The sequence below is a fragment of the Actinomycetospora corticicola genome, from assembly GCF_013409505.1.
GTDB lineage: Bacteria > Actinomycetota > Actinomycetes > Mycobacteriales > Pseudonocardiaceae > Actinomycetospora > Actinomycetospora corticicola.
The window spans coordinates 1,791,421-1,817,559 of sequence record NZ_JACCBN010000001.1; the positions used below are offsets into that span (position 1 = coordinate 1,791,421).

At 74.3% G+C, this 26,139-nt stretch carries 29 protein-coding genes and 1 riboswitch; of the genes, 8 read left to right on the forward strand and 21 right to left on the reverse strand.

The features are described 5' to 3' along the window. Positions 1-7 precede the first annotated feature (7 nt). The 5 genes from BJ983_RS08540 (at position 8) to BJ983_RS08560 (ending at position 5,856) form a co-directional block, all read left to right on the forward strand. Positions 8-1,018: an NAD(P)/FAD-dependent oxidoreductase gene (locus BJ983_RS08540; RefSeq protein ID WP_179793420.1), complete on the forward strand. Its 1,011-nt coding sequence runs from the start codon at positions 8-10 to the stop codon at positions 1,016-1,018. 314 nt (positions 1,019-1,332) lie between these two features. Continuing rightward, on the forward strand, positions 1,333-2,193 hold the full coding sequence (locus tag BJ983_RS08545) for a VldE C-terminal domain-containing protein (RefSeq protein ID WP_179793421.1): 861 nt from the start codon (positions 1,333-1,335) through the stop codon (positions 2,191-2,193). Between the two features lie 26 nt (positions 2,194-2,219). After that, on the forward strand, positions 2,220-3,644 hold the full coding sequence (locus BJ983_RS08550) for an APC family permease (protein ID WP_179793422.1): 1,425 nt from the start codon (positions 2,220-2,222) through the stop codon (positions 3,642-3,644). Continuing rightward, positions 3,641-4,450: a universal stress protein gene (locus BJ983_RS08555; RefSeq protein WP_179793423.1), complete on the forward strand. Its 810-nt coding sequence runs from the start codon at positions 3,641-3,643 to the stop codon at positions 4,448-4,450. Before BJ983_RS08550 ends, BJ983_RS08555 begins: the two co-directional genes overlap by 4 nt. Before the next feature lie 32 nt (positions 4,451-4,482). Then, on the forward strand, positions 4,483-5,856 hold the full coding sequence (locus tag BJ983_RS08560) for an MFS transporter (RefSeq protein WP_179793424.1): 1,374 nt from the start codon (positions 4,483-4,485) through the stop codon (positions 5,854-5,856). A 98-nt stretch (positions 5,857-5,954) separates the two neighbouring features. Here BJ983_RS08560 and gcvP read toward each other — a convergent pair whose 3' ends face one another. From gcvP to BJ983_RS08600, 8 genes are all read right to left on the reverse strand, one after another. Continuing rightward, positions 5,955-8,867, reverse strand: coding sequence for an aminomethyl-transferring glycine dehydrogenase (gene gcvP / locus BJ983_RS08565; protein ID WP_179793425.1), 2,913 nt, complete (start codon positions 8,865-8,867; stop codon positions 5,955-5,957). 221 nt (positions 8,868-9,088) lie between these two features. Further along, positions 9,089-9,193: riboswitch (glycine riboswitch) on the reverse strand. Between the two features lie 65 nt (positions 9,194-9,258). Then, positions 9,259-9,876 (reverse strand): MerR family transcriptional regulator, encoded by a 618-nt coding sequence (locus BJ983_RS08570; RefSeq protein WP_179793426.1) that lies wholly within the window; start codon positions 9,874-9,876, stop codon positions 9,259-9,261. A gap of 163 nt (positions 9,877-10,039) precedes the next feature. Beyond that, positions 10,040-10,507, reverse strand: coding sequence for a bifunctional nuclease family protein (locus BJ983_RS08575; RefSeq protein ID WP_026204493.1), 468 nt, complete (start codon positions 10,505-10,507; stop codon positions 10,040-10,042). Between the two features lie 263 nt (positions 10,508-10,770). Then, positions 10,771-11,658: a MerR family transcriptional regulator gene (locus tag BJ983_RS08580; protein ID WP_179793427.1), complete on the reverse strand. Its 888-nt coding sequence runs from the start codon at positions 11,656-11,658 to the stop codon at positions 10,771-10,773. Continuing rightward, a complete protein-coding gene (garA, locus tag BJ983_RS08585) occupies positions 11,655-12,116 on the reverse strand; it encodes a glycogen accumulation regulator GarA (RefSeq protein WP_179793428.1) in 462 nt (153 codons plus the stop codon). Before garA ends, BJ983_RS08580 begins: the two co-directional genes overlap by 4 nt. A gap of 246 nt (positions 12,117-12,362) precedes the next feature. Next, on the reverse strand, positions 12,363-12,749 hold the full coding sequence (gene gcvH, locus BJ983_RS08590) for a glycine cleavage system protein GcvH (RefSeq protein ID WP_179793429.1): 387 nt from the start codon (positions 12,747-12,749) through the stop codon (positions 12,363-12,365). A 44-nt stretch (positions 12,750-12,793) separates the two neighbouring features. Then, positions 12,794-13,366 (reverse strand): cardiolipin synthase ClsA, encoded by a 573-nt coding sequence (gene clsA / locus BJ983_RS08595; RefSeq protein WP_179793430.1) that lies wholly within the window; start codon positions 13,364-13,366, stop codon positions 12,794-12,796. Positions 13,367-13,379: 13 nt separating this feature from the next. Continuing rightward, positions 13,380-14,138, reverse strand: a complete 759-nt coding sequence (locus BJ983_RS08600; protein ID WP_343053902.1) for an SDR family oxidoreductase — start codon at positions 14,136-14,138, stop codon at positions 13,380-13,382. Positions 14,139-14,305: 167 nt separating this feature from the next. Here BJ983_RS08600 and BJ983_RS08605 point away from each other — a divergent pair, with 167 nt between their 5' ends. Continuing rightward, on the forward strand, positions 14,306-15,433 hold the full coding sequence (locus BJ983_RS08605) for a glycosyltransferase family 9 protein (protein WP_218890169.1): 1,128 nt from the start codon (positions 14,306-14,308) through the stop codon (positions 15,431-15,433). Positions 15,434-15,436: 3 nt separating this feature from the next. On the opposite strand, the gene selD is transcribed toward BJ983_RS08605, so the two are convergent. The 3 genes from selD to BJ983_RS08620 form a co-directional block, all read right to left on the reverse strand. Further along, complete coding sequence (gene selD, locus BJ983_RS08610) at positions 15,437-16,441, reverse strand: selenide, water dikinase SelD (protein WP_179793432.1); 1,005 nt, start codon at positions 16,439-16,441, stop codon at positions 15,437-15,439. Between the two features lie 55 nt (positions 16,442-16,496). After that, a complete protein-coding gene (locus BJ983_RS32175) occupies positions 16,497-17,219 on the reverse strand; it encodes a DUF742 domain-containing protein (RefSeq protein ID WP_179793433.1) in 723 nt (240 codons plus the stop codon). Positions 17,220-17,683: 464 nt separating this feature from the next. After that, positions 17,684-17,914, reverse strand: coding sequence for an RNA-binding S4 domain-containing protein (locus BJ983_RS08620; protein WP_179793434.1), 231 nt, complete (start codon positions 17,912-17,914; stop codon positions 17,684-17,686). Positions 17,915-17,935: 21 nt separating this feature from the next. Here BJ983_RS08620 and BJ983_RS08625 point away from each other — a divergent pair, with 21 nt between their 5' ends. Then, a complete protein-coding gene (locus BJ983_RS08625) occupies positions 17,936-18,685 on the forward strand; it encodes a TSUP family transporter (RefSeq protein WP_179793435.1) in 750 nt (249 codons plus the stop codon). A gap of 12 nt (positions 18,686-18,697) precedes the next feature. On the opposite strand, the gene BJ983_RS08630 is transcribed toward BJ983_RS08625, so the two are convergent. Next, a complete protein-coding gene (locus BJ983_RS08630) occupies positions 18,698-19,147 on the reverse strand; it encodes a GatB/YqeY domain-containing protein (protein WP_343053905.1) in 450 nt (149 codons plus the stop codon). A 91-nt stretch (positions 19,148-19,238) separates the two neighbouring features. On the opposite strand from BJ983_RS08630, the gene BJ983_RS08635 reads away from it, so the two are divergent. Continuing rightward, a complete protein-coding gene (locus BJ983_RS08635; RefSeq protein ID WP_179793437.1) occupies positions 19,239-20,081 on the forward strand; it encodes a helix-turn-helix transcriptional regulator in 843 nt (280 codons plus the stop codon). Positions 20,082-20,084: 3 nt separating this feature from the next. On the opposite strand, the gene BJ983_RS08640 is transcribed toward BJ983_RS08635, so the two are convergent. From BJ983_RS08640 to BJ983_RS08680, 9 genes are all read right to left on the reverse strand, one after another. Further along, positions 20,085-20,831 carry an SDR family oxidoreductase gene (locus tag BJ983_RS08640; protein WP_179793438.1) on the reverse strand — a complete coding sequence of 249 codons (747 nt, stop codon included), beginning with the start codon at positions 20,829-20,831 and terminating at the stop codon, positions 20,085-20,087. 4 nt (positions 20,832-20,835) lie between these two features. Next, positions 20,836-21,207 carry a VOC family protein gene (locus tag BJ983_RS08645; protein WP_179793439.1) on the reverse strand — a complete coding sequence of 124 codons (372 nt, stop codon included), beginning with the start codon at positions 21,205-21,207 and terminating at the stop codon, positions 20,836-20,838. A 170-nt stretch (positions 21,208-21,377) separates the two neighbouring features. Further along, the gene (locus BJ983_RS08650) at positions 21,378-22,103 is read right to left on the reverse strand and encodes an SDR family NAD(P)-dependent oxidoreductase (RefSeq protein ID WP_343053906.1); all 726 of its coding nucleotides are present in this window, start codon (positions 22,101-22,103) and stop codon (positions 21,378-21,380) included. A gap of 35 nt (positions 22,104-22,138) precedes the next feature. Next, on the reverse strand, positions 22,139-23,617 hold the full coding sequence (locus tag BJ983_RS08655; RefSeq protein WP_179793440.1) for an AMP-binding protein: 1,479 nt from the start codon (positions 23,615-23,617) through the stop codon (positions 22,139-22,141). Continuing rightward, a complete protein-coding gene (locus BJ983_RS08660) occupies positions 23,614-23,940 on the reverse strand; it encodes an EthD family reductase (RefSeq protein ID WP_179793441.1) in 327 nt (108 codons plus the stop codon). The genes BJ983_RS08655 and BJ983_RS08660 overlap by 4 nt, the downstream gene beginning before the upstream one ends. Positions 23,941-23,966: 26 nt before the next feature. After that, positions 23,967-24,359, reverse strand: a complete 393-nt coding sequence (locus BJ983_RS08665; protein ID WP_343053908.1) for a nuclear transport factor 2 family protein — start codon at positions 24,357-24,359, stop codon at positions 23,967-23,969. 69 nt (positions 24,360-24,428) lie between these two features. Next, positions 24,429-25,121: a nitroreductase family protein gene (locus BJ983_RS08670; protein ID WP_179793442.1), complete on the reverse strand. Its 693-nt coding sequence runs from the start codon at positions 25,119-25,121 to the stop codon at positions 24,429-24,431. A gap of 1 nt (position 25,122) precedes the next feature. Next, entirely contained in the window at positions 25,123-25,482 is a 360-nt protein-coding gene (locus BJ983_RS08675; protein WP_179793443.1) for a nuclear transport factor 2 family protein, read from the reverse strand. Between the two features lie 20 nt (positions 25,483-25,502). Beyond that, positions 25,503-26,138: a TetR/AcrR family transcriptional regulator gene (locus BJ983_RS08680; RefSeq protein ID WP_179793444.1), complete on the reverse strand. Its 636-nt coding sequence runs from the start codon at positions 26,136-26,138 to the stop codon at positions 25,503-25,505. Position 26,139 lies beyond the last annotated feature (1 nt).

A 26,139-nucleotide genomic window follows, 5' to 3' on the forward strand; every position in this document is an offset into this window, starting at 1 on the left:
GCCGCGCATGGTCGAGTTCGCCGGCGGGGACACGAGCGGCATGGTCGACAGCGCGCAGCCCCAGCCCGACGTCCTCGTCGTCGGCGGCGGGATCAGCGGGATCGCCTGCGCGCGGGCGCTCACCGCGGCCGGGGTCGGGGTCCGGGTGCTGGAGCGCAGCGGACGGGTCGGCGGGCGACTGTCCAGTCCGCCGTTGCACGACCGCCCCGTCGACCTCGGCGCCGCCTACTTCACGGTCTCCGACGACGAGTTCGGCGAGCAGGTCGCCGACTGGGAGCGCCGCGGGCTCGCCCGTCCGTGGACCGACACGCTGCAGGCCTACGGCGCGGACGGGTCGGCCGAGAGCAAGCCCGGGCCGCAGCGGTGGGCCGCGCCCGGTGGGCTCCGCTCGCTGGTCGCCGACCTCGCCGAGGGACTGACGATCGAGACCCGGCGGGAGGTCGCAGCCGTCACCCCCGGTCCCGCGGTGGACGGCGAGCCCGCCCGCGCGGTGGTGCTCGCGATGCCCGACCCGCAGGCCGCCCGACTCGTCGACGCCCCGCTCGCGGCCGCGGCGGCCGTCGCGGGGCAGGAGTGGGAGCCCGTGATCGCGGTCGCGCTCGGCTACGCGGAGCGCTCCTGGGCGGAGATCCCGGCCGCGTTCGTCAACGACCACCCGGTGCTCTCGCTCATCGCCGACGACGGGTCGCGCCGCGGCGACGACGCCCCGGTCCTCGTCGCCCACACCACCGGGGACCTGGCCCGACGGCACCTCGACGACCCGGACGCCGTGGTCGACGAGGTGGTCGCCGCGGTCGGGGAGCTCCTCGGCCTCGACGCCGCCCCGCAGTGGACGCACGCCCACCGCTGGACCTTCGCGAGCCCGGCGCAGCCGCACGACACCGCCGACGACGTCCCGTTCCTCCTCGGCGACGACCTGGTCGCGGTGGTCGGCGACGGCTGGGGCCCGCCGAAGGTGGAGACCGCCTGGCGGTCCGGCACGCTGCTCGGCCGCACGCTCGCGGCCCGCCTCACGTGATCGGACCAGCCACCTCACCGGCCTGAGAGCCAGCCTGAGAAAGCGGGCCCGCTCGCCGCGCGAGCAGGTCCGGCCGCCGTCGACCCCTTCCCGACGACGGGTCCCGGTCTACCTTGGGTCAAGGAGACGTCACGAGAAGGTCACGGCATCGGCTCCCCACCGCGCCGTGAGCAGTCCCTCCACTCCGTGCCGGCCGACCCCGACGGCCGACGCGGTGGACGTCTCCGGGCCCGAAGCAGCTCCCCGATCCGGAAGGCCCCTGCGTGTCCCGGCACCGCTCCCCAGCGCCGGCGCGCCGCCCCTCCCGCTCCCCCGTGGAGTCGGGAGGGGTCGCGACCGTCGACGCCCCCACGACCGTGCTCGACCTCGCCGCCCTGGTGGCCGACCGGCAGGGCCGCGCCGGGTACACCCCGGACGGTCACGGCCGTCCCGCCCGCCGGGCGCACGCGCGCAGCGCCGCCGCCGCGCGCGACGCCCGTCGGCACGGGCTCGTCGCCGCCGGGGTCGCCACGGTGGCCCTCGCCGCGGTCACCCCGGCCGCCCTCCAACTGCCGGCCGGCGACGACGCGACCCTCGAGCTCTCCGCCCAGGGAACGCGCCTGGAGCCGGCGGCGACCGCCCCGGCCGTCACCCCCGTCGTCGTGAACGCCGCCTCGGACCCCGCCACCGCGGACCTGTTCAAGGCCGGCGACCGCGTCCGCCGTCAGGCCGAGCAGGCGTCGCAGGCCGCGGCCGCCGAGCAGGCGCGCGCGGCCGAGGCCGAGCAGGCCCGGGCCGCGACCGAGCGGGCCGCGTCGATCACCTCCTGCGGCGCCGACTCGAGCTACGGCGGCGTGGCGGACTCGGTGCAGACCGTCGGCAACGCCCTGGAGTGCGTGTTCCCCGGGCACGACGTGCTCGGGGTCGGCAGCCGCGGGAACGCCTCGGACCATCCGGGCGGCTACGCGCTGGACTTCATGACGACGAGCGGCGACGCGATCGCCGAGTGCGTGATCGACAACAAGGACGCCCTCGGCGTGAGCTACGCGATCTGGGACCAGCGGATCAACACCGGGTCCGGTTGGAAGAGCATGGAGGACCGTGGCGGCGCCACGGCCAACCACGAGGACCACGTCCACATCTCCTTCGAGCGCGGGGCCGACCCCGACGTCTCGGCGCTGCGCTCCTGCACCTGATCGGTTCGTCCCTTTAGGGTGCGCCCATGCCTGTGGCCCCGCCCGCGCACGCCTGGCTGCGCCGCAAACCGGTCACCGCGATGGCCGCCGAGACCGGGGCCGACGAGACGGCCGGCGGCGAGCTGCGACGCAGCATCACGCTCTTCCAGCTCACCGCGTTCGGCGTCGGGGCCACGGTCGGCACCGGCATCTTCTTCGTCCTCTCCGAGGCCACCCCGGAGGCCGGACCCGCCGTCGTGGTCAGCTTCGTCATCGCGGCGGTCACCGCCGGGCTGACGGCGCTCTGCTACGCCGAGCTCGCGTCCGCGGTCCCGGTGAGCGGCTCCAGCTACTCCTACGCGTACGCCACCCTCGGCGAGGCGCCCGCGATGGCCGTCGCGGCGTGCCTGCTCCTGGAGTACATGGTCTCCTCCGCGGCCGTCGCGGTCGGCTGGTCGGAGTACCTGAACGCGCTGCTCGCCGACACGATCGGCGTGCGGATCCCGGACGCCCTGTCCGGCGCCCCGGGGGCCGGAGGGGTCGTCAACCTGCCGGCGATGGTGCTCGTCGTGCTCTGCGCGCTGCTGCTGGTCCGCGGGGTCAGTGAGTCGGCGACCGCGAACGCGGTGATGGTCGTGGTCAAGCTCGCGGTCCTGCTGATGTTCGGGGTCATCGCCGCGACCGCGTTCTCCGCCGACCGGTTCGCCGACTTCGCGCCGTTCGGGGCCGCCGGGGTCGGCGCCGCCGCGGGTACCGTCTTCTTCTCCTTCATCGGCCTGGACGCGGTCTCGACGGCGGGTGAGGAGGCCGTGGATCCCCGCCGCACGCTCCCCCGCGCCCTGGTCCTCGCCCTGGTGATCGTCACCGTGATCTACCTGCTGGTCGCCGTCACCGCGATCGGCGCCCAGGACTGGCCCCGCTTCGAGGGGCAGGAGGCAGGCCTCGCCGCGATCCTCGGCGACGTCACCGGCTCGTCGTGGCCCTCGATCGTCCTCGCGGCCGGCGCCGTGATCTCGATCTTCTCGATCACGCTCGTCACCATGTACGGCCAGACCCGCATCCTGTTCACGATGAGTCGCGACGGGATGCTCCCGGCGGCCCTGTCACGGGTCGACACCCGGACGCTCACGCCGGTGCGGAACACGGTCCTCGTCGCCGTGGTGGTGGGCCTGCTCGCCGGTCTCGTGCCGCTCGACGTGCTCGCCGACCTCGTCTCCATCGGCACGCTCGTGGCGTTCACCGTGGTGTCGGTCGGCGTGATGGTGCTGCGCCGCACCGCCCCGGACCTGCCGCGCGGGTTCCGGGTGCCCGGCTACCCCGTCACCCCCGTGCTCTCGATCCTCGCCTGCCTCTACCTGATCTCCGGACTGTCCTGGGTGACGATCATCGTGTTCCTGGTGTGGCTGGCGGTCGCGCTCGTCTTCTGGTTCTTCTACGGCTCCCGCCGGTCGACGCTGGAGGTGGGCCGATGACGGTGCTGGTGGGGCTCTCGCCGCGGGCCCGCGACGACGCCGGCGGCGCGGTCGGGCTCGCGGCCCGACTCGCCCGGGCCTGGGCGGAGGACCTGGCCGTGGCGCTCGTCGTCACGCCCGGCACCGACGACGACCCCGCGCCCGCGTGGGCGGCCGTGGAGGGGGTACTCGCCGCGACCGGGCTCGAGGCACGCCGCGAGACGGTGCACGGCCGGTCGGCGGCCGAGGCGCTGGTGGCGGCCGCGGGCGCCGACGACGTCACGGCGGTGGTCCTCGGCACCGACGCCGACCGTTCCGGACGGATCGCGACCCGGGTGGCCCGTAGCTCGCCGGTCCCGGTGGTCCTCGCGCGGGGTGGCGGCTCGTCGGTGCCGGGGATGCCGGTCACGCGCGTCACGTGCGCCTTCGACGGGACGGATGCTGCGAGCGGGGTGCTCGCGGCGGCGGCCGACCTCGCCCGCCGGTCGTCGGCGTCCCTGCGGGTGGCCTCCTTCGCGGTGCGGCGGCGGGCCGCCATCCCGCCGGAGGTCGGGCTCGACGCCGAGGAGCCGGTGCTCGCGGCGTGGACCACCCAGATCGCGGCGGCGCAGGAGGCGGCGCTCGCGGCCCTGGGGATCGAGGGGGCGGACACCGGGGTGCACGTCGGGACGGGCTGGGACGCCGCCGTGCACGCCGCGGACTGGACCGAGGCCGACCTCCTCGTGGTCGGCGGCTCCCCGGGAGCGGCCACCCGGTTCTTCCTCGGCGACCGGGCCGGGGCGATCCTCGCCGCGGCCCCGGTGCCGACGGTGATCGTGCGCTCTTGACGCGGGGCACACCCGACGTATCAGGTGGCGGCATGTCGACGACGACTCCGGACACCGAGGTCGGGAAGCGGACGCTGCGGAAGGTCTCGCTGCGGGTGATGCCGCTGCTGATGGTCCTCTACTTCGTCAACTACCTCGACCGCGTCAACATCGGGTTCGCCGGACCCAACGGGATGAACCGCGAACTCGGGCTCACGGCGACGGCGTTCGGATTCGCGTCGGGGATCTTCTTCCTCGGCTACCTGCTGCTCGAGGTGCCCTCGAACCTGGCGCTGCACCGCTTCGGCGCGCGCCGCTGGCTCGCCCGCATCCTGATCTCCTGGGGGATCATCGCGACGGCGATGGCCTTCGTCGGCAGCGGCACCTGGCTGATCGTGCTGCGCTTCCTGCTGGGGGTCGCCGAGGCCGGGTTCTTCCCCGGGATCATCCTCTATCTGACCTACTGGTTCCCGGCCGAGCAGCGGGCGCGGGCGGTCGCGATGTTCATGGCGGCCGTGCCGGTGTCGACCGCCGTCGGCTCGGTCGTCTCCTCGTTGATCATCTCCAGCGGGGACGGCCTGTTCGGGCTCTCCGGCTGGCGCGTGATGTTCCTGGTCGAGGGCATCCCCGCGATCCTGCTCGCCGCGGTCACCTTCTTCGCCCTCACCGACCGCCCCGGCGACGCCCGCTGGCTCGCCTCCGAGGAGCGGGCCTGGCTGACCGAGCGGCTCGAGGCCGAGGCCCGCGCGACCGCCGACCGGGGCCACTGGCCGCTGCGCCGCGCGCTGACCAGCCCCCGCATCCTGGCGCTGGCGTTCGTCTACTTCGGCGTCACCTACGGGCTCTACGCGCTCGGGTTCTTCCTGCCGACGATCGTCGCGGGCTTCGAGCAGCAGTTCGGTACGAAGCTGTCGGTCGTCGAGCGGGGCGCGGTCACCGCGATCCCCTACGTGGTCGCCGCCGTCGCCATGGTGCTGTGGGGACGGCGGGCGGACACGGCACGGACGGTGCGCTCGACGGCCTGGTACGTCGCGGCGCCGGCCCTCGTCGGCGGGATCGCCATCCCGATCGCGCTCTACCTGCGCTCGCCGTGGACGGCGATGGCCGCGGTGACGGTGTGCGCCGTGGGAGTGTGCGCGGCGCTCGGCCCGTTCTGGGCCCTGCCGTCGCGCTTCCTCACCGGAGCCGCCGCGGCCGGCGGGATCGCCCTGGTCAACTCGCTGGGCAACATCTCGGGGTTCGCCGCGCCGTACATCACCGGCGCTCTGGCCGACGTGTCCGGCTCCCAGCGGGCGGGCCTCTGGGTGGTGGGCGTGTGCATGGTGGCCGCGGCCGCCGTGGCCGTCGCGGTGGGCACCCGGATCGGCCGCGAACGCGGCGACACGGACACCACCTCGGTCGACCGAAGGGCACCTTCGCTCGACTAGGCGGGCCGTGGGCGCCCACCGCCAGCCGGCCCCGTCACGAGCGAAGGGCCCCTCCGGTCGATCTACTCGACCGAAGGGGCCCTTCGCTCAGTACGGGGTCAGGCCTCGGCCAGCTCCTCCAGGGGCGGGCAGGAGCAGACCAGGTGCCGGTCGCCGTGCGCGGAGTCGATGCGCCGGACCGGGACCCAGATCTTGTCGGGACGACCCGCCGCCGGGAAGGCCGCCTCCTCGCGGGTGAACGGGTGGGTCCACTCGTCGACGAGCACCGAGCGGGCCGTGAACGGGGCGTGGACCAGCGGGTTGTCGTCCGCCGGCCACTCCCCCGCCTCGACCTTCGCCGCCTCGGCCCGGATCGCGATCATCGCGTCGCAGAAGCGGTCGATCTCGGCGAGGTTCTCCGACTCGGTGGGCTCGACCATGAGCGTGCCGGCGACCGGGAACGACATCGTCGGGGCGTGGAAGCCGTAGTCCGCGAGGCGCTTCGCGACGTCGTCGACGGTGACGCCCGAGGCCTTCGTCAGGGGCCGCAGGTCGAGGATGCACTCGTGGGCCACGAAGCCACCCGGCCCGGTGTAGAGCACCGGGAACGCGTCGCGCAGGCGGGCCGCGACGTAGTTCGCCGCCGCGACCGCGGTGAGCGTCGCGCGACGCAGCCCGTCGACGCCCATGAGCCGGACGTAGGCCCACGAGATCGGCAGGATCGAGGCCGAGCCCCACGGTGCGCCCGCGACCGGGCCGATCCCCGTCTCCGGGCCCGCCGACGGCTGGGCCGGGTGGTTGGGCAGGAACGGCGCGAGGTGCTCGGCCACGCCGATCGGTCCGACGCCGGGGCCGCCGCCGCCGTGCGGGATGCAGAAGGTCTTGTGCAGGTTCAGGTGGCTGACGTCGGCCCCGAACCGGCCCGGCCGGGCGAGCCCGACCAGCGCGTTGAGGTTGGCGCCGTCGACGTAGACCTGGCCGCCCGCGTCGTGCACGGCGGCGAGCACGTCCCGCACGCCCGGCTCGTACACGCCGTGCGTGGACGGGTAGGTGATCATGATGGCGGAGAGCTGATCCCCGACCTCGCCGATCACGCGCTGCAGGTCGTCGAGGTCGACGTCGCCGCGCTCGGTGGTCTTCACGACCTTGACCCGCATGCCCGCCGAGATCGCCGACGCGGCGTTGGTGCCGTGCGCCGAGGACGGGATGACGCAGACGTCGCGGTGCAGGTCGCCACGCGAGTGGTGGTACGCGCGGATCGCGAGGAGCCCGGCGAGCTCGCCCTGCGAGCCGGCGTTCGGCTGCAGCGACACCGCGTGGTAGCCGGTGAGGTGCACCAGCCACGCCTCGAGGTCACCGATGACCTGCAGCATCCCGGGGGCATCGGTCTCTGGGGCGAACGGGTGCAGGTTCGCGAAGCCCGGGTAGGTGATCGGCTCCATCTCGGCCGTGGCGTTGAGCTTCATCGTGCACGAGCCCAGCGGGATCATGCTCCGGTCCAGCGCCACGTCCTTGTCCGAGAGCGCGCGCAGGTAGCGCAGCAGCGAGGTCTCGCTGCGGTGGCGGTGGAACACCGGGTTGGTGAGGTACGTCGAGCTCCGCACCAGCGCGGCGGGCACCGCGTCCTCGGTGGCGGCGTCGAGGTCGGCGACCTCGACCTCGCCGACGCCGAACGCGCGCCAGAGCGCGGCGAGGTGCTCGCGGGTGGTCACCTCGGAGCAGGCGACGCCGACGTGGTCGGCGTCGACCTCGCGGACGAGGACCCCTTCCCGACGACAGGCTTCGGTCACCCGGGACGCCTGACCGGGGACGTGGACGAGCACGGTGTCGAAGAAGTCGCGGTGGACCACCTCGACGCCGCCCTTGACCAGGCCCGCGGCGAGCACGGCGGCCATGCGGTGGGTGCGCCGCGCGATGTCGGCCAGGCCCGACGGACCGTGGTAGACGGCGTACATCGAGGCGATGACGGCCAGCAGCACCTGCGCGGTGCAGATGTTGCTGGTGGCCTTGTCCCGGCGGATGTGCTGCTCGCGGGTCTGCAGGGCGAGCCGGTGCGCCGGGTTGCCGTCGGCGTCGATCGAGGTGCCGACGAGGCGACCGGGCAGCTGGCGGGCGAGCTGCTGACGGACGGCGAGGAAGCCGGCGTGCGGACCGCCGAAGCCCAGCGGCACGCCGAAGCGCTGCGTGGAGCCGACGGCGACGTCCGCGCCCTGGTCGCCGGGCGGGGTGACCATCGTGGCGGCGAGCAGGTCGCACGCGACGACGACCTGGGCCTTCCGCTCGTGCGCGGCGGCGATGACGGCCGTGTGGTCGCGCAGGGCGCCCGACGCGCCGGGGGCGGCGAGCAGGAGACCGAAGAAGTCGCCCGCGGGGAGCTCGGCGGTCGCGTCGACCAGCTCGATCGTGATGCCGAGGGAGTCGGCGCGCGTGCGGAGGACGGCGATCGTCTGCGGCAGCGTGTCCGCGTCGACGAGGAAGCGGTCGCCCTGGTTCTTCACCACGCGGCGCAGCAGCATCATCGCCTCGACGGCCGCGGTGGACTCGTCGAGCATCGAGGCGCCGGCGACGTCGAGGCCGGTGAGGTCGCAGACGACGGTCTGGAAGTTCAGCAGCGCCTCGAGCCGGCCCTGGCTGATCTCGGGCTGGTACGGGGTGTACGCGGTGTACCAGGCCGGGTCCTCGAGGACGTTGCGGCGGATCACCGGCGGCGTGATCGTGCCGTGGTATCCGAGGCCGAGCATCGGCACGAGGGTGGTGTTCGACCCCGCGAGGGACCGCAGCTCGTCGAGGACCTCCGCCTCGGTGGCGGCCGGCGGCGGCGCCTGGTCCCGCGCGCCGCTGGTCTCCCAGTCGGCCGGGTCGGTGCGGATCGAGGTCGGCATCGCGGCGTCGGCCAGCTCCTCGAGCGATCCGACGCCGATCGTGTCGAGCATGCGGGCCAGCTCGCCGGCGTCCGGGCCGATGTGGCGCTCGGAGAAGGGGCGGCCGTGCTCGAGGGCGGCGAGGGAGAGTCGGTCACTGCTGGGGCTCACGCGGGGCCTCCCGGCGTCCGGCGGTCAGGGTCTCCCCGACGCGCGCCACGACGGGCGCGCCGGGATCCCTCCCCCTCTGCCACTGCCCGCTTCGGATCCTGCGCGGGCGCCTGAGAGCTTCACCGGACCTCGACCCCGACGCCTGCGCGTCGGGCCGGCTTGCACCATCGGCGGGCGGACTCCGTCATCGCTGACGGGGTCCACCGCTTTCCAGAGGTGGTCTGACCCACGCGGTACGGGATGCCTGAGAGATTCCGGGGAGGAGTTGCTCCTTCGGCGCCTGCGTCCAGAGGCTTCTGACTGCAGGACTCTCCCGCGTGGGGTGAGCGACCAACGGGCGTGACGTTACCGTCACGGGGTGCGTCCTGTCAGCCCGCCGGGGGCGTGAGGTCTACCCCGCCGACCGGGCGCCGCGGTTGCGCCGGGACGCGAGCTCGTCCTCCGGCGCGTGCTCGACGACGGCCGCGCCGGCCCCGGCGCGCTCGGCCGGGAAGTGCGCGATCGAGCCGGACAGCTCGCGCATCGCGCCGCCGACCGCGATCCCGAAGACGCCCTGACCGCCCTGGAGCAGGTCGACGACCTCCTCCGGCGAAGTGCACTCGTAGACGGTGACGCCGTCGGAGAAGAGCGTGATCCGCGCGAGGTCCCGCACGCCGTGGCGGCGCAGCTGCTCGACCGCGGTGCGGATGTTGTTCAGCGACACCCCGGTGTCGAGGAGGTTCTTGACCACCTTGAGCACCGCGAGGTCCTTGAAGGAGTACAGCCGCTGCGAGCCCGACCCGGTGGCCGTGCGGATGCTCGGGACGACGAGCTTGGTGCGCGCCCAGTAGTCCAGCTGCCGGTAGGTGATCCCGACGATCTGGCACGCGGCGGGGCCGCGGTAGCCGAGGACGTCGTCGTTCGGGCCCTCACCGAAGAGCTCCTCGGGGAACAGCGAACCCTGCTCCCCCGCCGGGCCCAGCGGCTGCAACGAGGCACCCTGCTCGGGCCGCTCATCGGCTCCCGCCACACTTGCCTCCTCGACCCCGGCGACCGGCTGTCCGGCCCTGGTCAGAGACCGTACGAGGGGTGTCCACGGGGGTCAACGCGACGCGCGGTCAAGTCTCTACCTGAACTTCACGGTGAGACGAGCGGCGCGTCGGGGCCGACGCGCCGTTCGACCACCCGTTCGATCACGTGCCGGCGAAGTCCTCCGGCGACACGGTGTCGAGGAACTCGCGGAACTTCTCGACCTCGTCCTCCTGCTCGTCGGGGATGACGAGCCCGGCCTCGGAGAGCACGCCCTCCTCGGCGTGGATGGGCACGCCCACCCGCAGGGCGAGCGCGACCGAGTCGCTCGGCCGCGCCGACACCCGCACGTCGCCGTCGAAGACGAGCTCCGCGTAGAAGGTGCCCTCCTGCAGGTCGGTGATCCGCACCTGCTCGAGGCGCCGGTCGAGCGCGCCGAGGACGTCCTTCAGCAGGTCGTGCGTCAGCGGCCGCGCCGGCTTGACGCCCTGCTGCTCGAGGGCGATGGCGGTGGCCTCGACCGAGCCGATCCAGATCGGCAGGTAGCGGTCCCCGTCGGACTCCCGCAGGAGGAGGATCGGCTGGTTCGCAGGCAGTTCGACCCGTACGCCCACGACACGCATCTCACTCATGCGTCTCGCCTCCTGTTCGGCCCTGGTGCGCGCGAGCACACCGTGATCTGGAGTGCCGACCCGGCCGTCCGACCAGCGGAGTACGACCGGAGTCGACGCAGGGGAACGCTACACGCTCCGGGGCTCCCCGGGGCGGTGGCGAACGCCCGCCGGGGACCCGACCGGCACGCGTCGGGAGCGGTCCCGGCGACCGGCCCCGGACGGACGACCGGGCCGTCCGTCACGATCGATCGTGGCGGACGGCCCGGTCCTGGGTCGGTTCTCTAGCGGCGCAGACCGTGGCGCAGGCCGGAGCCCACGAGCAGGGCGTGCAGCCGCCCGGAGAGCGCGGCGAGCTCACCCGAGAGGTCCGCGGCGCGCTTGGTGGCCTCGGGGGCCCGGCTGCGGGCGACGGGGGTGACGAGCTGCGTCAGCAGGCCCACCTCACGGTCGGCGCCCGCACGCAGCCCGCGCAGGAGCCGTGGTTCGACGCCGAGCGCGGAGAGCGCGGCCGCCGTCCGCGCGATCACCGGGGCCTCCGGCTCGTAGCGGCCCGACACGTCGGGCCGCAGGATCCCGTGGTGCTCCAGCGAGGTCAGCAGCGCCTCGTCGACGCCGTCCTCGGCGAGCACGGTCTCGCGGTCGACGCCCTCGGCCGCGCCTGATCCGGCCGCACCGAGCGCCCGGTCCGGGTCGTCGTCGGAGGGCAGGACCGCCGCCGTCGACCCGACGGCGCTCAGCGACCGCGGGCGCGGGACCGCGCCGAACCGGGACCCGCCGTCGGGACCGCCTCCACCGGGGCCACCGGGGCCACCGCCCCCGGTCCGCGGCGCCGGCGCGTCGGCCGGGCCGGCGACGTCGGGCGGCGCGGTGAGCAGCGGGCCGTCGGCCGTGGGCGCGGCGTCGAACTCCTCGAGCTTCGCCCGGATGACCTTCAGCGGGAGGTAGTGGTCCCGCTGCGCGGAGAGCACGAACCGCAGCCGCCGGATGTCCGCGTGGGAGAACTGGCGGTAGCCGCTCGGGGTGCGGGCCGGCGAGATCAGACCCTCGGACTCGAGGAACCGGATCTTCGAGATCGTGATCTCGGGGAAGTCCCCGCGCAGGGCGTCGAGGACCGCGCCGATGGACAGCGCGCCCCGCGAGTCGCCCTGGGGCAACCCTGCCGCGGTCACGAGTACTCGGCGCCCTGTCCGGCCGAGCCGGCGTCACGCGGCCCGGTGAGGAAGACCAGACGGAACTTGCCGATCTGCACCTCGTCGCCGTTGGCGAGCACCGCGGTGTCCACCGGCTCGCGGTTGACGTAGGTGCCGTTGAGGCTGCCCACGTCGACCACCACGAACTCCGCGCCGTCGCGGCGGAACTCCGCGTGACGCCGGGAGACGGTGACGTCGTCGAGGAAGATGTCGCTGTCGGGGTGCCGACCGGCGCTGGTGGTGTCGCGGTCGAGCAGGAAGCGCGACCCGGCGTTGGGACCGCGCTTGACGACCAGCAGGGCCGAGCCGGCGGGCAGGGAGTCGACCCCGGAGACGCCGCCCCGGGACTCCTCGCCGGTCTCGGCGAGGAAATCGGCCCGGAAGACCGACGTCGTCTCGCCCTGACGCTCGGGGGGGACCGGACCGCCTGTGCTCACCGTGCTCCTCCGTCGATGCTCGCGTGCCGCTGCTCGTGCCGGGCTCGTGCGGGTTCCCGGGGGAACCCCCACGCGGGTGCGTCACCCGGCCGGGCCACCCCCACGGCGCCCGGTCGGGGTCGTGGGGAGGAGGCCGTGGTCACGGTACCGTGCGTCACCATCACGCCGTGGGTCGGTCCCGCTTCGCTCTTTCCCACTGATGTCAACGCGCGGTGACCGTGTCGGTCACGCACCGTCGGGTGGAATTCACGCTCCGTCGACGACGGCCTGGTAGGCCTCGGCGTCGAGGAGGTCGGAGCGCTCGCCGGCGTCGGAGAGGCGCAGCTCGAACATCCACCCGGAACCGTAGGGGTCGGAGTTGACCTGCTCCGGGGTGTCGCCGAGGTCGGAGTTGACCGCGGTGATCTCGCCCGCCAGCGGGGCGTAGATCTCCGACACCGACTTCGTCGACTCGACCTCGGCGATGGAGTCGCCGGAGGCGACCGTGTCGCCGACGGTCGGGAGCTGGACGAACACCACGTCGCCGAGCTGCTCCTGGGCGAAGTCGGTGATGCCGACCCGCACGACGTCGTCGTCGCCGGCCGAGGCGATCCACTCGTGTTCCGCCGTGTACTGCAGACCCTCGGGGACCACGACGACTCCTTCTGCTGCGTTGATCGGGTGAACGGGCCGGGAGCCTAGCGTGCGGGTGTCCGGATCAGCTGGACGACGTAGAGCGCCCCCGACCACAAGTGCAGGGCGATGCCCCAGGCGGTGAAGGCGTACGCGAAGGGCCGCGCGACGTCGGCGCCCGGCCAGTCCATCTGGGCGAGCAGCAGCAGCGGGAAGGCGTAGAGCAGGCACAGCGTCGCCGCCTTGCCGACGTAGAGCACCGGGAAGGCCAGGTAGCCCTTGCGGCGCAGCAACGGCAGGGCGGCGGACACCACGACGTCCCGGCCCACGATCAGCACGACCACCCACCACGGCACGATGTCGCGCACCACGAAGGCGACGAGCGCCGCGAGGGTGTAGAGCCGGTCGGCCAGCGGGTCGAGGGCCTCCCCCAGCTTGGAGTACTGGTCGAGCCACCGGGCGAGCTTGCCGTCGAGCCAGTCGGTGACCCCGGAGATCACCAGCACGATCAACGCCCACCCGTCGGCCTGCGGGCCGAGGAGCAGCCACAGGAACACCGGCACCCCGGCCAGGCGGACCGCCGAGAGGAGGTTCGGGACCGTCAGCCAGCGCTCGGACGCGATCTCCCGGATGGTCACGCCGGACAGTGTGTCAGCGTGCGGTCCACCCCATGTCCATGGTGACCGGCACACCGGTGAACGTGGACCCGGCGGGCGTGGTCAGGAACGCGACGACGTCGGCGACCTCGCTGGGCTCGATGAGCCGCTTCACCGCGTGCGGGGTGAGGATGACCTCCTCGATCACCCGGTCCTCGCTGATGCCGTGCGCCTTCGCCTGGTCGGCGATCTGCTTCTCCACCAGCGGCGTGCGCACGTAGGCCGGGCAGACCGCGGCCGCGGTGACGCCCTGCGCCGCCCCCTCGAGCGCGAGCGTCTTCACCAGCCCGAGCACGCCGTGCTTGGCCGAGACGTACCCCGCCTTGAACGGGCTCGCGGCGAGGGCGTGCGCCGAGGCGATGGGGATGAAGCGGCCGCCGCGCGGGGCCTCGACGAGCGCGGGCCACGCGTACTTGGCGAGCAGGAACGGGCTGGTCAGCAGGATCTGCAGCAGGGCGTCCCAGCGGTCCTCGGGGAAGTCGGCGACCGGGGAGACGTGCTGGAAGCCCGCGTTGGGCACCACGAGGTCGATCCGGCCGAACGCCTCGAGGGCGGTGTCGACCGCGGCCCGGTTGCCCTCGCGGGTGGTCAGGTCCGCGCCGAGGGTCTCCGCACCCTTCAGGTCGTCGACGGCCTCGAGGTCGACGCCGAGGACCTGCCAGCCGTCGGAGACGAGGCGGTCGACGACGGCGCGGCCGATGCCGCTGGTCGACCCGGTGACGATGGCGGCGCGGTCTTCTGAAGGGGTGCTCACGGCGCCGACGGTAGGTGGCCCGCGCCCCCCGCGACAGGTGAGGTCCACACCACGCCCCGCGCCCCCGATGTGGTGGGGCCACACCCGTTCGGCGCGCCCGGGGTGCCACCGGCCGTCCCGACCGGTGGACCGGGCGCGGGTCGGGCACCACGGGCGGTGTGACTGCCGTGGTGACCACCCCTGTCGTCGGGACCGCTCCGGCCCTCGGCGTGCCCGCCGACCCCGCCCCGCTGGTGCCCGACGTGCGCCGGCTCGCGATCCTGCGGGCCAACGGCCTGGGCGACCTCGTCGTGTCCGAGCCCGCCCTCTCCGCGGTGCGGGCGGCGTACCCGGACGCGGAGATCACGCTGCTCGGCCAGCCGCACCACGAGGCGCTGCTCGCCGGGCGCCCCTCCCCCGTCGACCGCGTGGTGTTCGTGCCGCCGGTCCCCGGGGTCCGCGTCGGCCCGGGCCCGGACGCGCCCGCCGACGTCGTCGAGGCCTGGGCCGCCGAGCAGCGCGCGTACGGCTACGACCTCGCGATCCAGATGCACGGGGGCGGCGGGAACTCGAACCCGCTCGTGGCCCGCCTGGGGGCCCGCGTGACGGCGGGGACGGCCGCCCCGGGCGCGCCGCACCTCGACCGCTGGGTGCCCTACACGCCCTACCAGCACGACACGCTGCGCTGGAACGAACTCGCGGCGACCGTCGGGGCGCTCACCCCGCGGATCGAGCCGCGGCTCGCCGTCACCGAGGCCGACCTCGCCGCGTCGCGCGACGTCGTCGCCGAGTCCGACCGGCCGCTCGTCGTCGTGCATCCCGGGGCCACGGACGCGCGCCGGTGCTACCCGGAGGACCGGCTCGGGGCGGTGGCGGCGTCCCTCGAGGGCGCGCGCGTGGTGGTGGTCGGCGGGGGGTCCGAGGGCGACCGGGTGGCGGCGGTGGCCCGCGGGTTCGCCGCGGTGGCCGGGCACGAGCCGGAGACCGTCGTCGGCGGGCTCACCCTGCCCGGGCTGGTGGGCCTGCTCGCCCGCGCCCGGCTGATGATCGGCAACGACTCCGGGCCGCGGCACGTCGCCGGCGCGGTCGGCACCCCGACCGTCGCGGTGTTCACCTACGCCAACCTCGCCGACGTGGCCCCGCTGACGCGGGTGTGGCACCGCGTGCTCGTGTCGTGGCACGGCGGCTGCGCGGTGTGCGGGCGCCGGGTGCTCGAGGGCTGGTGCGGGCACCACGCGTCGGCGACGCACGACGTGCCGGTCGACGACGTGCGCGAGGCCGCGCAGGACCTGTGGGCCCAGGCCGCCCTGACGTAGCCGTCAGCGGACCCGCAGGCGCACCCCGTCGTCGGGAACGAGCTCCCCGATCACCGGGTGGCCGGGGATCTCGCCGACGAGGAGCAGTCCGCCCGAGGTCTGGGCGTCGGCGAGCAGGATCCGGTCCTCCTCGCCCACGCCGTCGAGGTCGGACTCCGGCGCCACCCAGTCGAGGTTGCGCCGCGAGCCGCCCGGCACGTGACCGGCGCGGATCGCCTCGCGGGCCCCGTCGAGGTACGGCACCGCCGCAGCGTCGATCACGGCGGTGACGCCGGAGGCGCGGGCGAGTTTGAAGGCGTGACCGAGCAGGCCGAAGCCGGTGACGTCCGTGCCGGCGACGATGCCCGCCTCCACAGCGGCGCGGGAGGCGGCGGCGTTGAGCGTCGTCATCGTCTCGATCGCGCCGGCGTGCACCTCGCCCGTGGCCTTGTGCCGGTTGTTCAGGACGCCGAGGCCCAGCGGCTTGGTGAGCGTGAGCGGCAGCCCGGCCCGCCCGGCGTCGTTGCGGATGAGCTTCGCCGGGTCGGCGGTGCCGGTGACGGCCATGCCGTACTTCGGCTCCGGGTCGTCCACCGAGTGCCCCCCGGCGACGTGGCAGCCCGCCTCGTCGGCGACGACGAGCCCGCCACGCAGGACCTCGGCGGCCATCTCGTAGGGCAGGACGTCGCGCGGCCAGCACAGGAGGTTGAGCGCGACGACGGGACGACCGCCCATGGCGTAGACGTCGGAGAGCGCGTTCGCGGCGGCGATCCGGCCCCAGTCGTACGGCTCGTCGACGACGGGGGTGAAGAAGTCGGTGGTGGCGATCAGGGCGAGGCCGTCCCGGATCGTCACGGCGGCCGCGTCGTCGCCGTCCTCCAGCCCGACGACCAGCTCCCCGACCCGCTCCGCCGTCGGCGACGGGGACAGCGTGCGGACGAACGACTCCAGCTCGCCCGGCGGGATCTTGCAGGCGCACCCGCCGCCGTGGGCGTATCCGGTCAACCGCTTGTCCGCCACCGCCGTCATGGGTCCATCCTGCGCCAGACCTCGACGTCGGGCACGGGCGGATTCGCCCGGATTTCTACAGCCCGTGCAGCCCGCGCAGGACGCGCGCCATGACCTCGCGATCGGGTCCGCGTTGCGGGCCGCTCGCCGCCGTCGGGTGGATCCGCAGCGACCCGTCGTCGGCCATGTCGCCGATGAGCACCCGTGCGACCCCGAGCGGCACCCGCATGAGGGCGGCCACCTCCGCGACCGAGCGGGGGGCCGCGTCGCAGAGCTCCCCGATCACGACGTGCTCCGGGTCCTCCAGCGGGCGACGCGGACGGGGCAGCGAGATGAGGGTCTCGACCATCAGGTCCGGGCGCGCCCGGGTCCGGCCACGGGTGCGGACGTACGGGCGCACGGACACGCGCGACTCGTACCCCTCGGCGCGGTTCTTCAACTCCGCGAGGTGCAACGGAGCGGTCGGCGCCTCGTCCGGGCACGGGGCGATCGGGTCGTAGCGCTTCTCGCGCAGCGGCGCCGCCTGGACCGGCACGGCCGCGTCCTCGGCCGCCTGCTGTTCCCTCGCCCGGCGCAGCTGCCGCCCGCGGGAGCCGAAGCGGGCGCCGGTGCGTCCGATCGCCGGGTCGCCCGACGGCGGGTCGGGCAGGATCGGCTCGTCGGGTGCGGCCTCGAGCACGGACCCGGCGTCCTCGGTGGGCGGCTCGACCAGACGCGGGAACCGGGCCCCGGTGCGGCCGAGCTGCTGGCGTCGGCGGAGCCGGCCGCGTCGCCCCTCACCCACGGGCTCGTCGGTCACGCTCCGCACCCACTCTCCGCGCGCTGCGGGACGAGCGTCCCGTTCTGGACAGGCCCATCACCCTACGGCAGATTTCCGACCCGTCTCCGGTGACTCTCGGTCCGCTCGATGACGATCTCGTGACATCTCACGGCGCGAACGGACCAACGGATGCCGCCGTCCTGTGACCCGTGGGGCGGGCGCGGCGATCGGCGCCGCGAGATGCGCGCCAGGCAGGCCGCGCCGACCGCGGACCTGTCTCCCGTGGCCCTCGCGCACGGTGACACCCGGGTCGGGATTCGGCCGTTCCGGTGGTCGGTGACCGACCTGGTCACTCCTCCGGCCGAGAGGGCTCTAAGCTGGTGTCGGCCCTGCCTACGACCTCTCGGCAGGGCTCATCTCGGCGGAACCCGGGGGTCGTCGTCGTTCCACCCGGTTCGCCGGGACGGCGCCTCCGGGTTTCGTTGCATACGCAAAAGATCGCGCTACTCGGGCGTCACCACGCGGGCCCGGTCTCCCCCGAACGCCACGACGTCGCCGCCCGCGAGCTGCCGTCCGCGCCGCGTCTCGGCCCGCCCGTTCACCGTCACCTCGCCGGACGCCACGACGTCCTTCGCGTCGGCCCCGTGCTCCACCAGACCCGCGAGCTTGAGGAACTGGCCGAGCCGGATGGTCCCGGTCACCTCGACCGCCCGCACCGCGTCGCGTCCCGTCATGCCCGTGATCTGATCACAGCCGTGCTGACGACGCTGCTCCTCGTGCTCGCGGGGGTGGCGGCCGGGTTGTCGGGGTCGATGGCCGGGCTCGCGTCGTTGTTCTCCTACCCCGCGCTCCTGGCGGCGGGCCTGCCGCCCGTCGTCGCGAACCAGACCAACACGATCGCCCTCGCCGTCTCCAGCACCGCCTCGATCGCCTCGTCGCGCCCGGAGCTGCGCGGACAGCGGGCGCGGGTGCTGCGGCTGATCCCGCTGACGGTGGTCGGCGGGGTGATCGGCGGGGCGCTGGTGCTGGTCACCCCGTCGGAGACGTTCGCGCTGATCGTGCCCTTCCTGGTCGCGTTCGCCTCGCTCGTCCTGCTCCGCCCGCCGCGGGCGGCCGCGGCCGGTGCGGGACGGGCCGACGGTCGCCCCGGACCGGCGACGGTCGTCGGCGCGATCCTCATCGGCGTCTACTCGGGCTACTTCGGCGCCGCGGCGGGGGTGCTCATGCTCGCCCTGCTCACGCACCTGCTGGCGGACACCCTCGTCCGGGTCAACGCCGTCAAGAACGTCCTGCTGGGGGCGTCGAACGCGGTCGCCGCGATCGGGTTCATCGTGTTCGGCACCGTGGTGTGGACCGCCGCCCTGCCCCTGATGCTGGGCCTCTTCGTCGGCAACTACGCCGGCCCGGCGATCGCCCGCCGCCTGCCCCCGGGGGTGCTGCGGGTCGGGATCGCGATCGCCGGGCTCGTCCTCGCCGTCGTGCTGTTCGTGCAGGCGGTCGGCTGAGCCGACCCGCCGTCAGGACGAGAGCTGGCGCTTCACCTCGGAGGAGACCCGCTTGCCGTCGGCGCGCGAGCCGACCTGCGGCTGCACGACCTTCATCACCTGGCCCATCTGCCTCGGCCCCTCCGCCCCGGTCTCGGCGATGGCGGCGGCGACGATCGAGCTCAGCTCCTCGTCGGTGAGCGGCTGGGGCAGGTACTCGACGAGCACCTGCTCCTCGGCGCGCTCCCGGTCGGCGAGCTCGACCCGCCCGGCGCCGTCGAACGCCTCGGCGGACTCCCGGCGCTTCTTCGTCTCGCGCACGAGGACGGTCATGACCTCGTCGTCGGAGAGGTCGTGGTGCTCGGTGCCCGCGGTCTCGGCGTTGGTCACGGCGGTCAGCGCCATCCGCAACGTCGCGACCCGCACCTCGTCGCGAGCCTTCATGGCGGTCGTCAGGTCGCTGCGGAGCTTCTCCTTGAGCACCCGTCCAGCGTAGGCGCCGCCGTCCACCCCGAATCGGGGGTGGGACTGCGAGGACCACGACAGGAACGGCCGTCCGGCCCAGACTGAACCCATGACCTCGGAGTTCGGACGCACCGTGCGCCGCTGGCGCGACCGGCTCGAGCCCGCGGCGGTGGGGCTGCCCGCGGGTCAGCGCCGCCGGGCGGCGGGCCTGCGTCGCGAGGAGCTCGCCGGTGTCGCCGGGATCTCGGCGGACTACCTGACCCGCCTCGAGCAGGGCCGGGCGTCGTCGCCGTCGGCGCAGGTGGTGGAGGCGCTCGCACGGGCGCTGCGGGTGTCCGACGCCGAGCGCGACCTGCTGTTCACGCTGGCCGGGCACGCCGTGCCCGGCCGCGACGTGGTGCCCTCGCGCATCACCCGCAGCGTGCAACGGCTGCTCGACCGGCTCGGGCACACCCCGGTCGCGGTGTTCGACGCGTCGCTGACCCTGCTCGTCGCCAACGCGCCCTACGACGCGCTGATGGGCGACACGACGAGCTGGCAGGGGCTCGAGCGCAACGTCCTGTGGCGCCACTTCGTCGGCCCCGGCGGGCGGGTCGCCTACACGGCCGACAGCGCCGTCGTCTTCGAGGAGACGACGGTCGCCACGCTGCGGTTGAGCGCGAGCCGCTATCCCGCGGACCGGTCGCTGCGCCACCTGGTCGACCAGCTCGCGGCGCACAGCCCGCGCTTCGTCGAGCTGTGGGACGCCGACCTGCCGGACCCGATGGCGGAGTCCTCGAAGCGCAAGACGATCGAGCACCCGGCGGTCGGACCGATCGCGCTCGACTGCGACACCCTCGTCGTGGCCACCGACGACGTGCGGATCATGGTCTACACGGCCGACCCGGGGACTCCGGACGCCGAGCGGCTGGAGCTCGCCGTCGTCCTCGGGACCCAGGCGCTCGTGGAGTAGCTCCTAGGTCAGCGCCCGCACCAGGGGCATCGGCATGACGCGCAGAGCCGGCCCGAGGAGCGACCACGGCCAGCGCGGCGCGTAGGCGTGGGCGGGACGGCGTTCGATCGCCTCCACCATCGCCCGGACCCCGGTGGGCGCGTCGACGCCGAACGGCATCGACATCCCCTCGTTGAGGTCGGTGCGGATGTAGCCGGGTGCGATCTCCGTGACGACGATCCCGGTGCCGTGCACGTCGGCGCGCAGGCCCTCGGCGAACGTCGACAACCCGGCCTTCGCCGCGGCGTACACCGTCTGCGCCCCGCGCAGGCCACGGTCGGCCGCGACCGAGGTGATGAGGACGAGGTGCCCGGAGCCCTGCGACCGGAACAGCTCCATCGCGGCCTCGGCCTGGGCGATGGCGGCGACGAAGTTGGTACGTGCGGTGCGCAGGTTCGCCTGGGGCTGCCCCGAGCCCACCTTCCGGCCGTCGCCGATCCCCGCGTTGACGATCACCCGGTCCAGCCCGCCCAGCTTCCCGGCGACCTCCGGGAACACCCGGGCGACGGCCGCGTCGTCGGTGACGTCGAGCGCCGCCGTGACCACCTGCGCCGACCCCGGACGCGCCGACAGCTCCGCCGCGAGCGACTCCAGGCGTTCCGTCCGTCGGGCGACGAGCGCGAGCTCGTGACCCCGGACGGCGAACTCCCGTGCCATGCCCTCGCCCAGTCCGCTCGACGCGCCCGTGATCAGTGTCCGCACGGCTGCCATGCAATCACGCGTCGTGGTGCTCGAGGATGTTCACCACGACACCCCCGGGGGTCCGGACGAAGAACCGCCGCACGCCCCACGGCTCGGTGGTCAGCGGGTGGACGATCTCCAGCCCGGCGTCGATCATCCGGCGGTACAGCGGCTCGTGCTCCGCGGGCTCCACCGCGACGGAGAGCACCGGGTCGACCGGCGCGCTCGTGTCGTGGGTGAGCAGCTGGACCTGCGGGATCTGCGCGACCCCCGTGGCGCTGTGGTTCACCACCCAGCCCTGGTCCATGGGGGTGTCCAGGCCGAGCAGGTCGGTCCAGAAGGCGCGGTCGGCGGTGGGGTCGGTCATCGCGACGTCCGCGATGATCCGGCGTACGGGGCTCGTCATGGGAGGAGAGCCTTCCCGACGCCGGGTGGGTGCGGCTTGGACGAATCCGTCAGCGTGGCGTGACCGGCGCCGGGAGCCAGGTGCCGTCGCGCGCGGCGTCGCCGGGCGCGTCGATCCGGAGGATCAGGGAGAAGGTGCCCTCGGGACAGGGCAGCCGGGCGGCGCCCTCCTCAGGTCGCGTGGTAGCCGCCGTCGACGGGCACGGTGAGCCCGGTGATGCGGGCGGCGTCGTCGGAGAGCAGGAAGGCGACCACCGCGGCGACGTCCTCGGGCGTCCCCATGCCCGGCAGGGGCGACTGGGACTCCATCTGCTCCTCCATCGCCGCCGGGTCCGGCGCCGCCCGGATGTGGGCCTCCACCAGGGGCGTGCGGACGGCACTCGGGGCGACGGCGTTGACGCGGATGCCGTGGGCGGCGTACTCGACGGCCGCCGTCCGGGTCAGTCCGACGACGCCGGCCTTGGAGAAGCCGTAGGGCGCCAGGTGAGGCTTGCCCGACAGCCCCGAGGAGGAGGACATGTTCACCACCGCACCGCGTCCGGCCGCGACCATCGCCCCGAGGGCGGCCCGGAGCACGTAGAACGCGCCGTCGGCGTTGACCCGCATGACCGACGTCCACGCCGCGTCCGACGTCAGGTGGACGGGCACCTGCTCGCCGACCACCCCGGCGTTGTTCACCAGGGCGTCGATGCTCCCGTGCGTCGCGACGACGTGGTCGAAGGTCGCGGCGACGGCACGGGCGTCGGTGACGTCGACCTCGTGGGCGGTGGACCCCGGCAGTCCCGCCGTGGCCTCCCGCACCGCGTCGGCGTCGCGGTCCAGGAGCTGGACCGCCGCCCCCTCGTCCGCGAGTCGGCGGGCGGCGGCCAGGCCCAGCCCGGAGGCCGCACCCGTCACGACCGCCACCCGGCCCGTGAACCGTCCCACGTCCGTCAGGCCCGGACCGCGCGCAGCTGGTCGGCCAGCCGCGCCGCGTCGACCCGCGAGAGCTTGCCGACGCGGTTCATCGGCAGGTCCTCGACGCGGAACACGTACTCCGGCCACTTGCCCTTCGTGAGCCCGAGCTCGCCCAGGTGACGCTGGACCTCCGGGAGGTCGAGGTCGTCCCGGGCGGTGACCAGCAGGACGGCGACCCGCTCGCCGAGGACCTCGTCGGGCACCGGGACCACGCAGACCTGGTCGACGTGGGGGTGGCGCGCCACCGCGGTCTCCACCTCGGTCACGTCGATGTTGCGGCCGCCGCGGATGATGATGTCCTTCTCGCGCCCGCGGATCGACACGGTGCCGTCCGCCGCGACCGCGACGAGGTCGCCGGTCGGCAGGAACCCGTCCCCGGTGAGCGCGGGCGGGACCACCTCCCCGGCCCGCGCGTAGCCGACGAAGAGCGACGGCCCCCGGACCTGCGCCCGACCGGTCGACCCGGCCGGCAGCGGCACCCCGTCCTCGTCGACCGCGCGCAGCTCGGTCCCGGGGAACGGCGTGCCGTCGGTCCCGAGCCTCGTCACGGGATCGTCGCCCGGGAGGGACGTGGTGTGCCCGAGGCACTCCGACATCCCGAACACGCGCAGGATCCGGGTGCCCAGGTGTTCCTCGGCCCGCCCGAGGGCCCCGGCGTCCATCGGCCCGCCGCCGACGGTCATGGCCGTCATGGCGTGGAGCTCGCCGCCCCGGCGCGCGGCGGTGCCCATCTGCAGCGCCATGGTCGGCACGCACATCGTCCAGCGCGCGTCGTGCTCGGCCATCAGGTCGACCGCCACCGCGGGGTCCCAGCGGTCGAGCAGGAGGACCCGACCCCCGAGCAGCAGGGGCAGGTACAGCCCGAAGCAGATCGCCGCGGCCGAGGAGAGCGGGACGAGCGCGGCGACGGTGTCGCCCGGGTGGAGCCCGACCGCGTCGATCGTGGCCCGCCCGGCGTAGCGCAGGGCGTCCTCGGACTGGACGACCCCCTTGGCGCGCCCCGTCGAGCCCGACGTCAGGCCGATCACGACCCCGCCGCCCCAGCGGTCGCCCCCGCGCGCGGGACGGGCCGTCAGGTCCCATCCGTCGAGGACCTCCGCGTCTCGCGGACCGGGTGCGATCGCCGCGGCGACCTCGGGCGAGAGGACGACGGCGTCGGGATCGACGTCCTCGCACGCGCCGACGAACTCCTCCCGGGTGGTGTGCCGGCTGAGCAGCGCCAGGGTCCCGTCGAGGCGTCCGACGGCGACGGCCGCGACGAGCGTCCGCCACGAGTTGTCGGCTTGCACCATCACGGTCGGCCGTGGTCCGGTGCGTGCCTCGAGAGCGGCGGCGAGCACCACCGCCCGCGCCAGCACGGAGTCGAGGCGGTGCGCCCCCTCGGCGTCGATCGCGACGACGTCGTCGGGCGCTGCGGCGGCGCGGCGTTCGAGCTCGGCGTGGAGCTGCCTCACGGCCGGGCCCCGACCATCTCGCGCTCGTCACCGAGCAGGGCGATGCGCCGGCCCTTCATCGACCCGACGTGCCGCACGGCTGCGGCCCACTCCTCGCTCTCGAGGGCGGCGCGGGCCGAGGCCTCGTCGTCGAAGCTCAGGATCGACACCCCGTCCCAGCCCTCGGAGCGCGGTTCGAGGGCGCTGGACACGGCGGTGTGCCGCCAGGCCCGCAGGCCGGGCAGCGGGTAGGTCATCTCCGCGTGCTCGCCGCGCCACCAGTCGATGAACTGCTCGTGGGTCCACTCGGGCGGACGGGCGGCCAGCAGGACGAGGTTGAACACGATTGCCTCCTTCTCGACGACGGGTGTCAGTGGGCTGCGACGTCGAGCTCGGGCGAGCGCCCGATCATCAGGTCGGTGACGCGGCCGTCGGCGTCGAGCCGGGCGGCCGCCACGAACGTGGACTCGAAGGCGTCCCCGCGGCGGGCCTGGCCGAACACCAGCTCGTCCGAGGCCACGGTGGAGGCACTCAGGACGTGGTGCGTCAGCACGCTCTTCTCGCGCTGGGCGAGGTAGCCCTCCATCGCCGCGCGTCCGCCCGCGAAGTCCCGCGCCTCCCCGCCCCCGGTGCCGAAGACGATCGAGAACCGGAAGTCCGGCGCGATCATGTCGAGGATGTCGTCGGGGGAATCGCCGTCGAGACTGGCGAACCAACGGCGCAGGAAGGGGGCCGCGGGGGCGGCCGGATCGGCGTCGATCACCACAACTCCTGAGTTGAGTTCAGTTTAGGTTGTTCGAGAGTAGGCACCGGGTGCCGCCCGGGGCAAGGGTCACCGTGCGGCGAGACCCCGCACGTCGGGGACGGACGGCAGGCTCGCGTCCCAGCCGTCCAGGTGCAGGACGTCGTCGACGGCCGGTCGGCGGGCGCGGCCGAACTTCTCCCCCGTCGTGAAGGCCACCGGGGTCAGGCACACCTGCTGCACCCGGTCGAAGGGGATGCCCAGCAGCTCGGCGGCGTCGCGCTCGCGGGCCATGTGCATCGTCGTCCAGCAGGTGCCCAGACCGCGGGCCCGGGCGGCGAGCATGAAGCTCCACGTCGCCGGGAGGACACCGCCCAGCAGCGAGGCGTTCGCCATGGCCGACGCGCCGTCGAGGCGGGCGCCCTCCAGGCAGGTGATGACGATGGTGTCGACCTCGTGCAGGGCGCTCGCCAGGGCGTCGGCGGACCGTGCGGAGCGTTCCTGCGTGCGGGCACCGCTGGCGTCGTCGGTGGCCACCTTCCCGATGTAGCCCTCGGACTCGCGGTAGGTGCCCTCGTAGACCTCGGTGTAGAGGTCGGCGAGGCCCTTGCGCAGCACGGGGTCCCGGACGACGACGAAACGGGTCCGGGGCAGGTTGGAGCCCGCCGGGGCCTGCAGCGCCACGTCGATGCAGTCCCGGATCAGCTCGAGCGGGACGGGGCGGGAGGGGTCGAGCCGGCGGCGGACCGCCCGCGTCGTGGTGAGGACCTCGTCGGCGTCCATCTCAGCTCCCCTCGGGCAGGGCGAACATGCCGAAGTCGGGTCGGAAGAACGCCTGGTAGCGCGAGACCAGCCCGTCGGTGACGAGTGCCGTCGCCGTGAAGGAACCGGTCCCACGGCCGTCGGCCTCGGTGACGATGCCGTGCACCATCTCGAGGTCGCCGTCGACGGCCCGGCGGTGCACGTGGTGGCGGCGACCCACCGCGGGACGTCCGGCCACGTAGGCCTCCAGGTCGGCGCGGCCGGAGCCCCGCACGTCCTGCCCGGGGATCGCGATCAGGAACTCGACGTCGGGCGCGACGAGGTCGAGCCCGCTCAGCGGGTCCGCCCCGTCGAGGCGCCCGTAGTAGTCCTCGATGATCATGTTCAGTCCTCCTCGACTCCTCACGGTTCGTCGGCGGCGACCATGCGCGCAGCACAGCCCGCCATGTAGGTCGCGATGTCGTCCAGGTCGAGCGCCCCGTCCGGGCGGTACCAGCGCCAGACGCCGGTGAGCAGCCCCAGCAGGCTGCGCGCCATGATCACGGGGTCGCGGTCGGGGAACTCCCCGGCGCGGATGCCCCGCTCGAGCAGCTCGACCCAGTTCCGCTCCACGCGGGCCACGAGTTCCCGGGAGGCGAGCCGTTCGGTCTCCTCCCGCTCGGAGGAGCGGGCGGCGGCGAGCAGGCCGATGTTCGCGACGAGGATCCGGTTCTGCTGCACCTCCTGCGGCGAGAGGGCGTAGGCCGCCCCGACCGCGGCCCGCAGGGCGGCGAGCGCGGTGGGCGCGTCGGCCGTGGCCGCGTGGAAGGCGACGTCGGAGTTGCGCAGGCCCAGGCGCATGACGGTGAGCAGGCAGTGGGCCTTGGACTCGAAGTAGTGGTAGAGCGCGGTCTGGCCGATCCCCACCCGGCCGGCGACCGCCGACCACTTGGTGCCCTCGTAGCCGGTCTCCCCGAAACACTCGACGGCGGCGGCGAGGATGGCGGGTCGCTTGGACCGCGGGCCGTCGTCGACCTCGGTGAGTGCTGCGATGCTCATG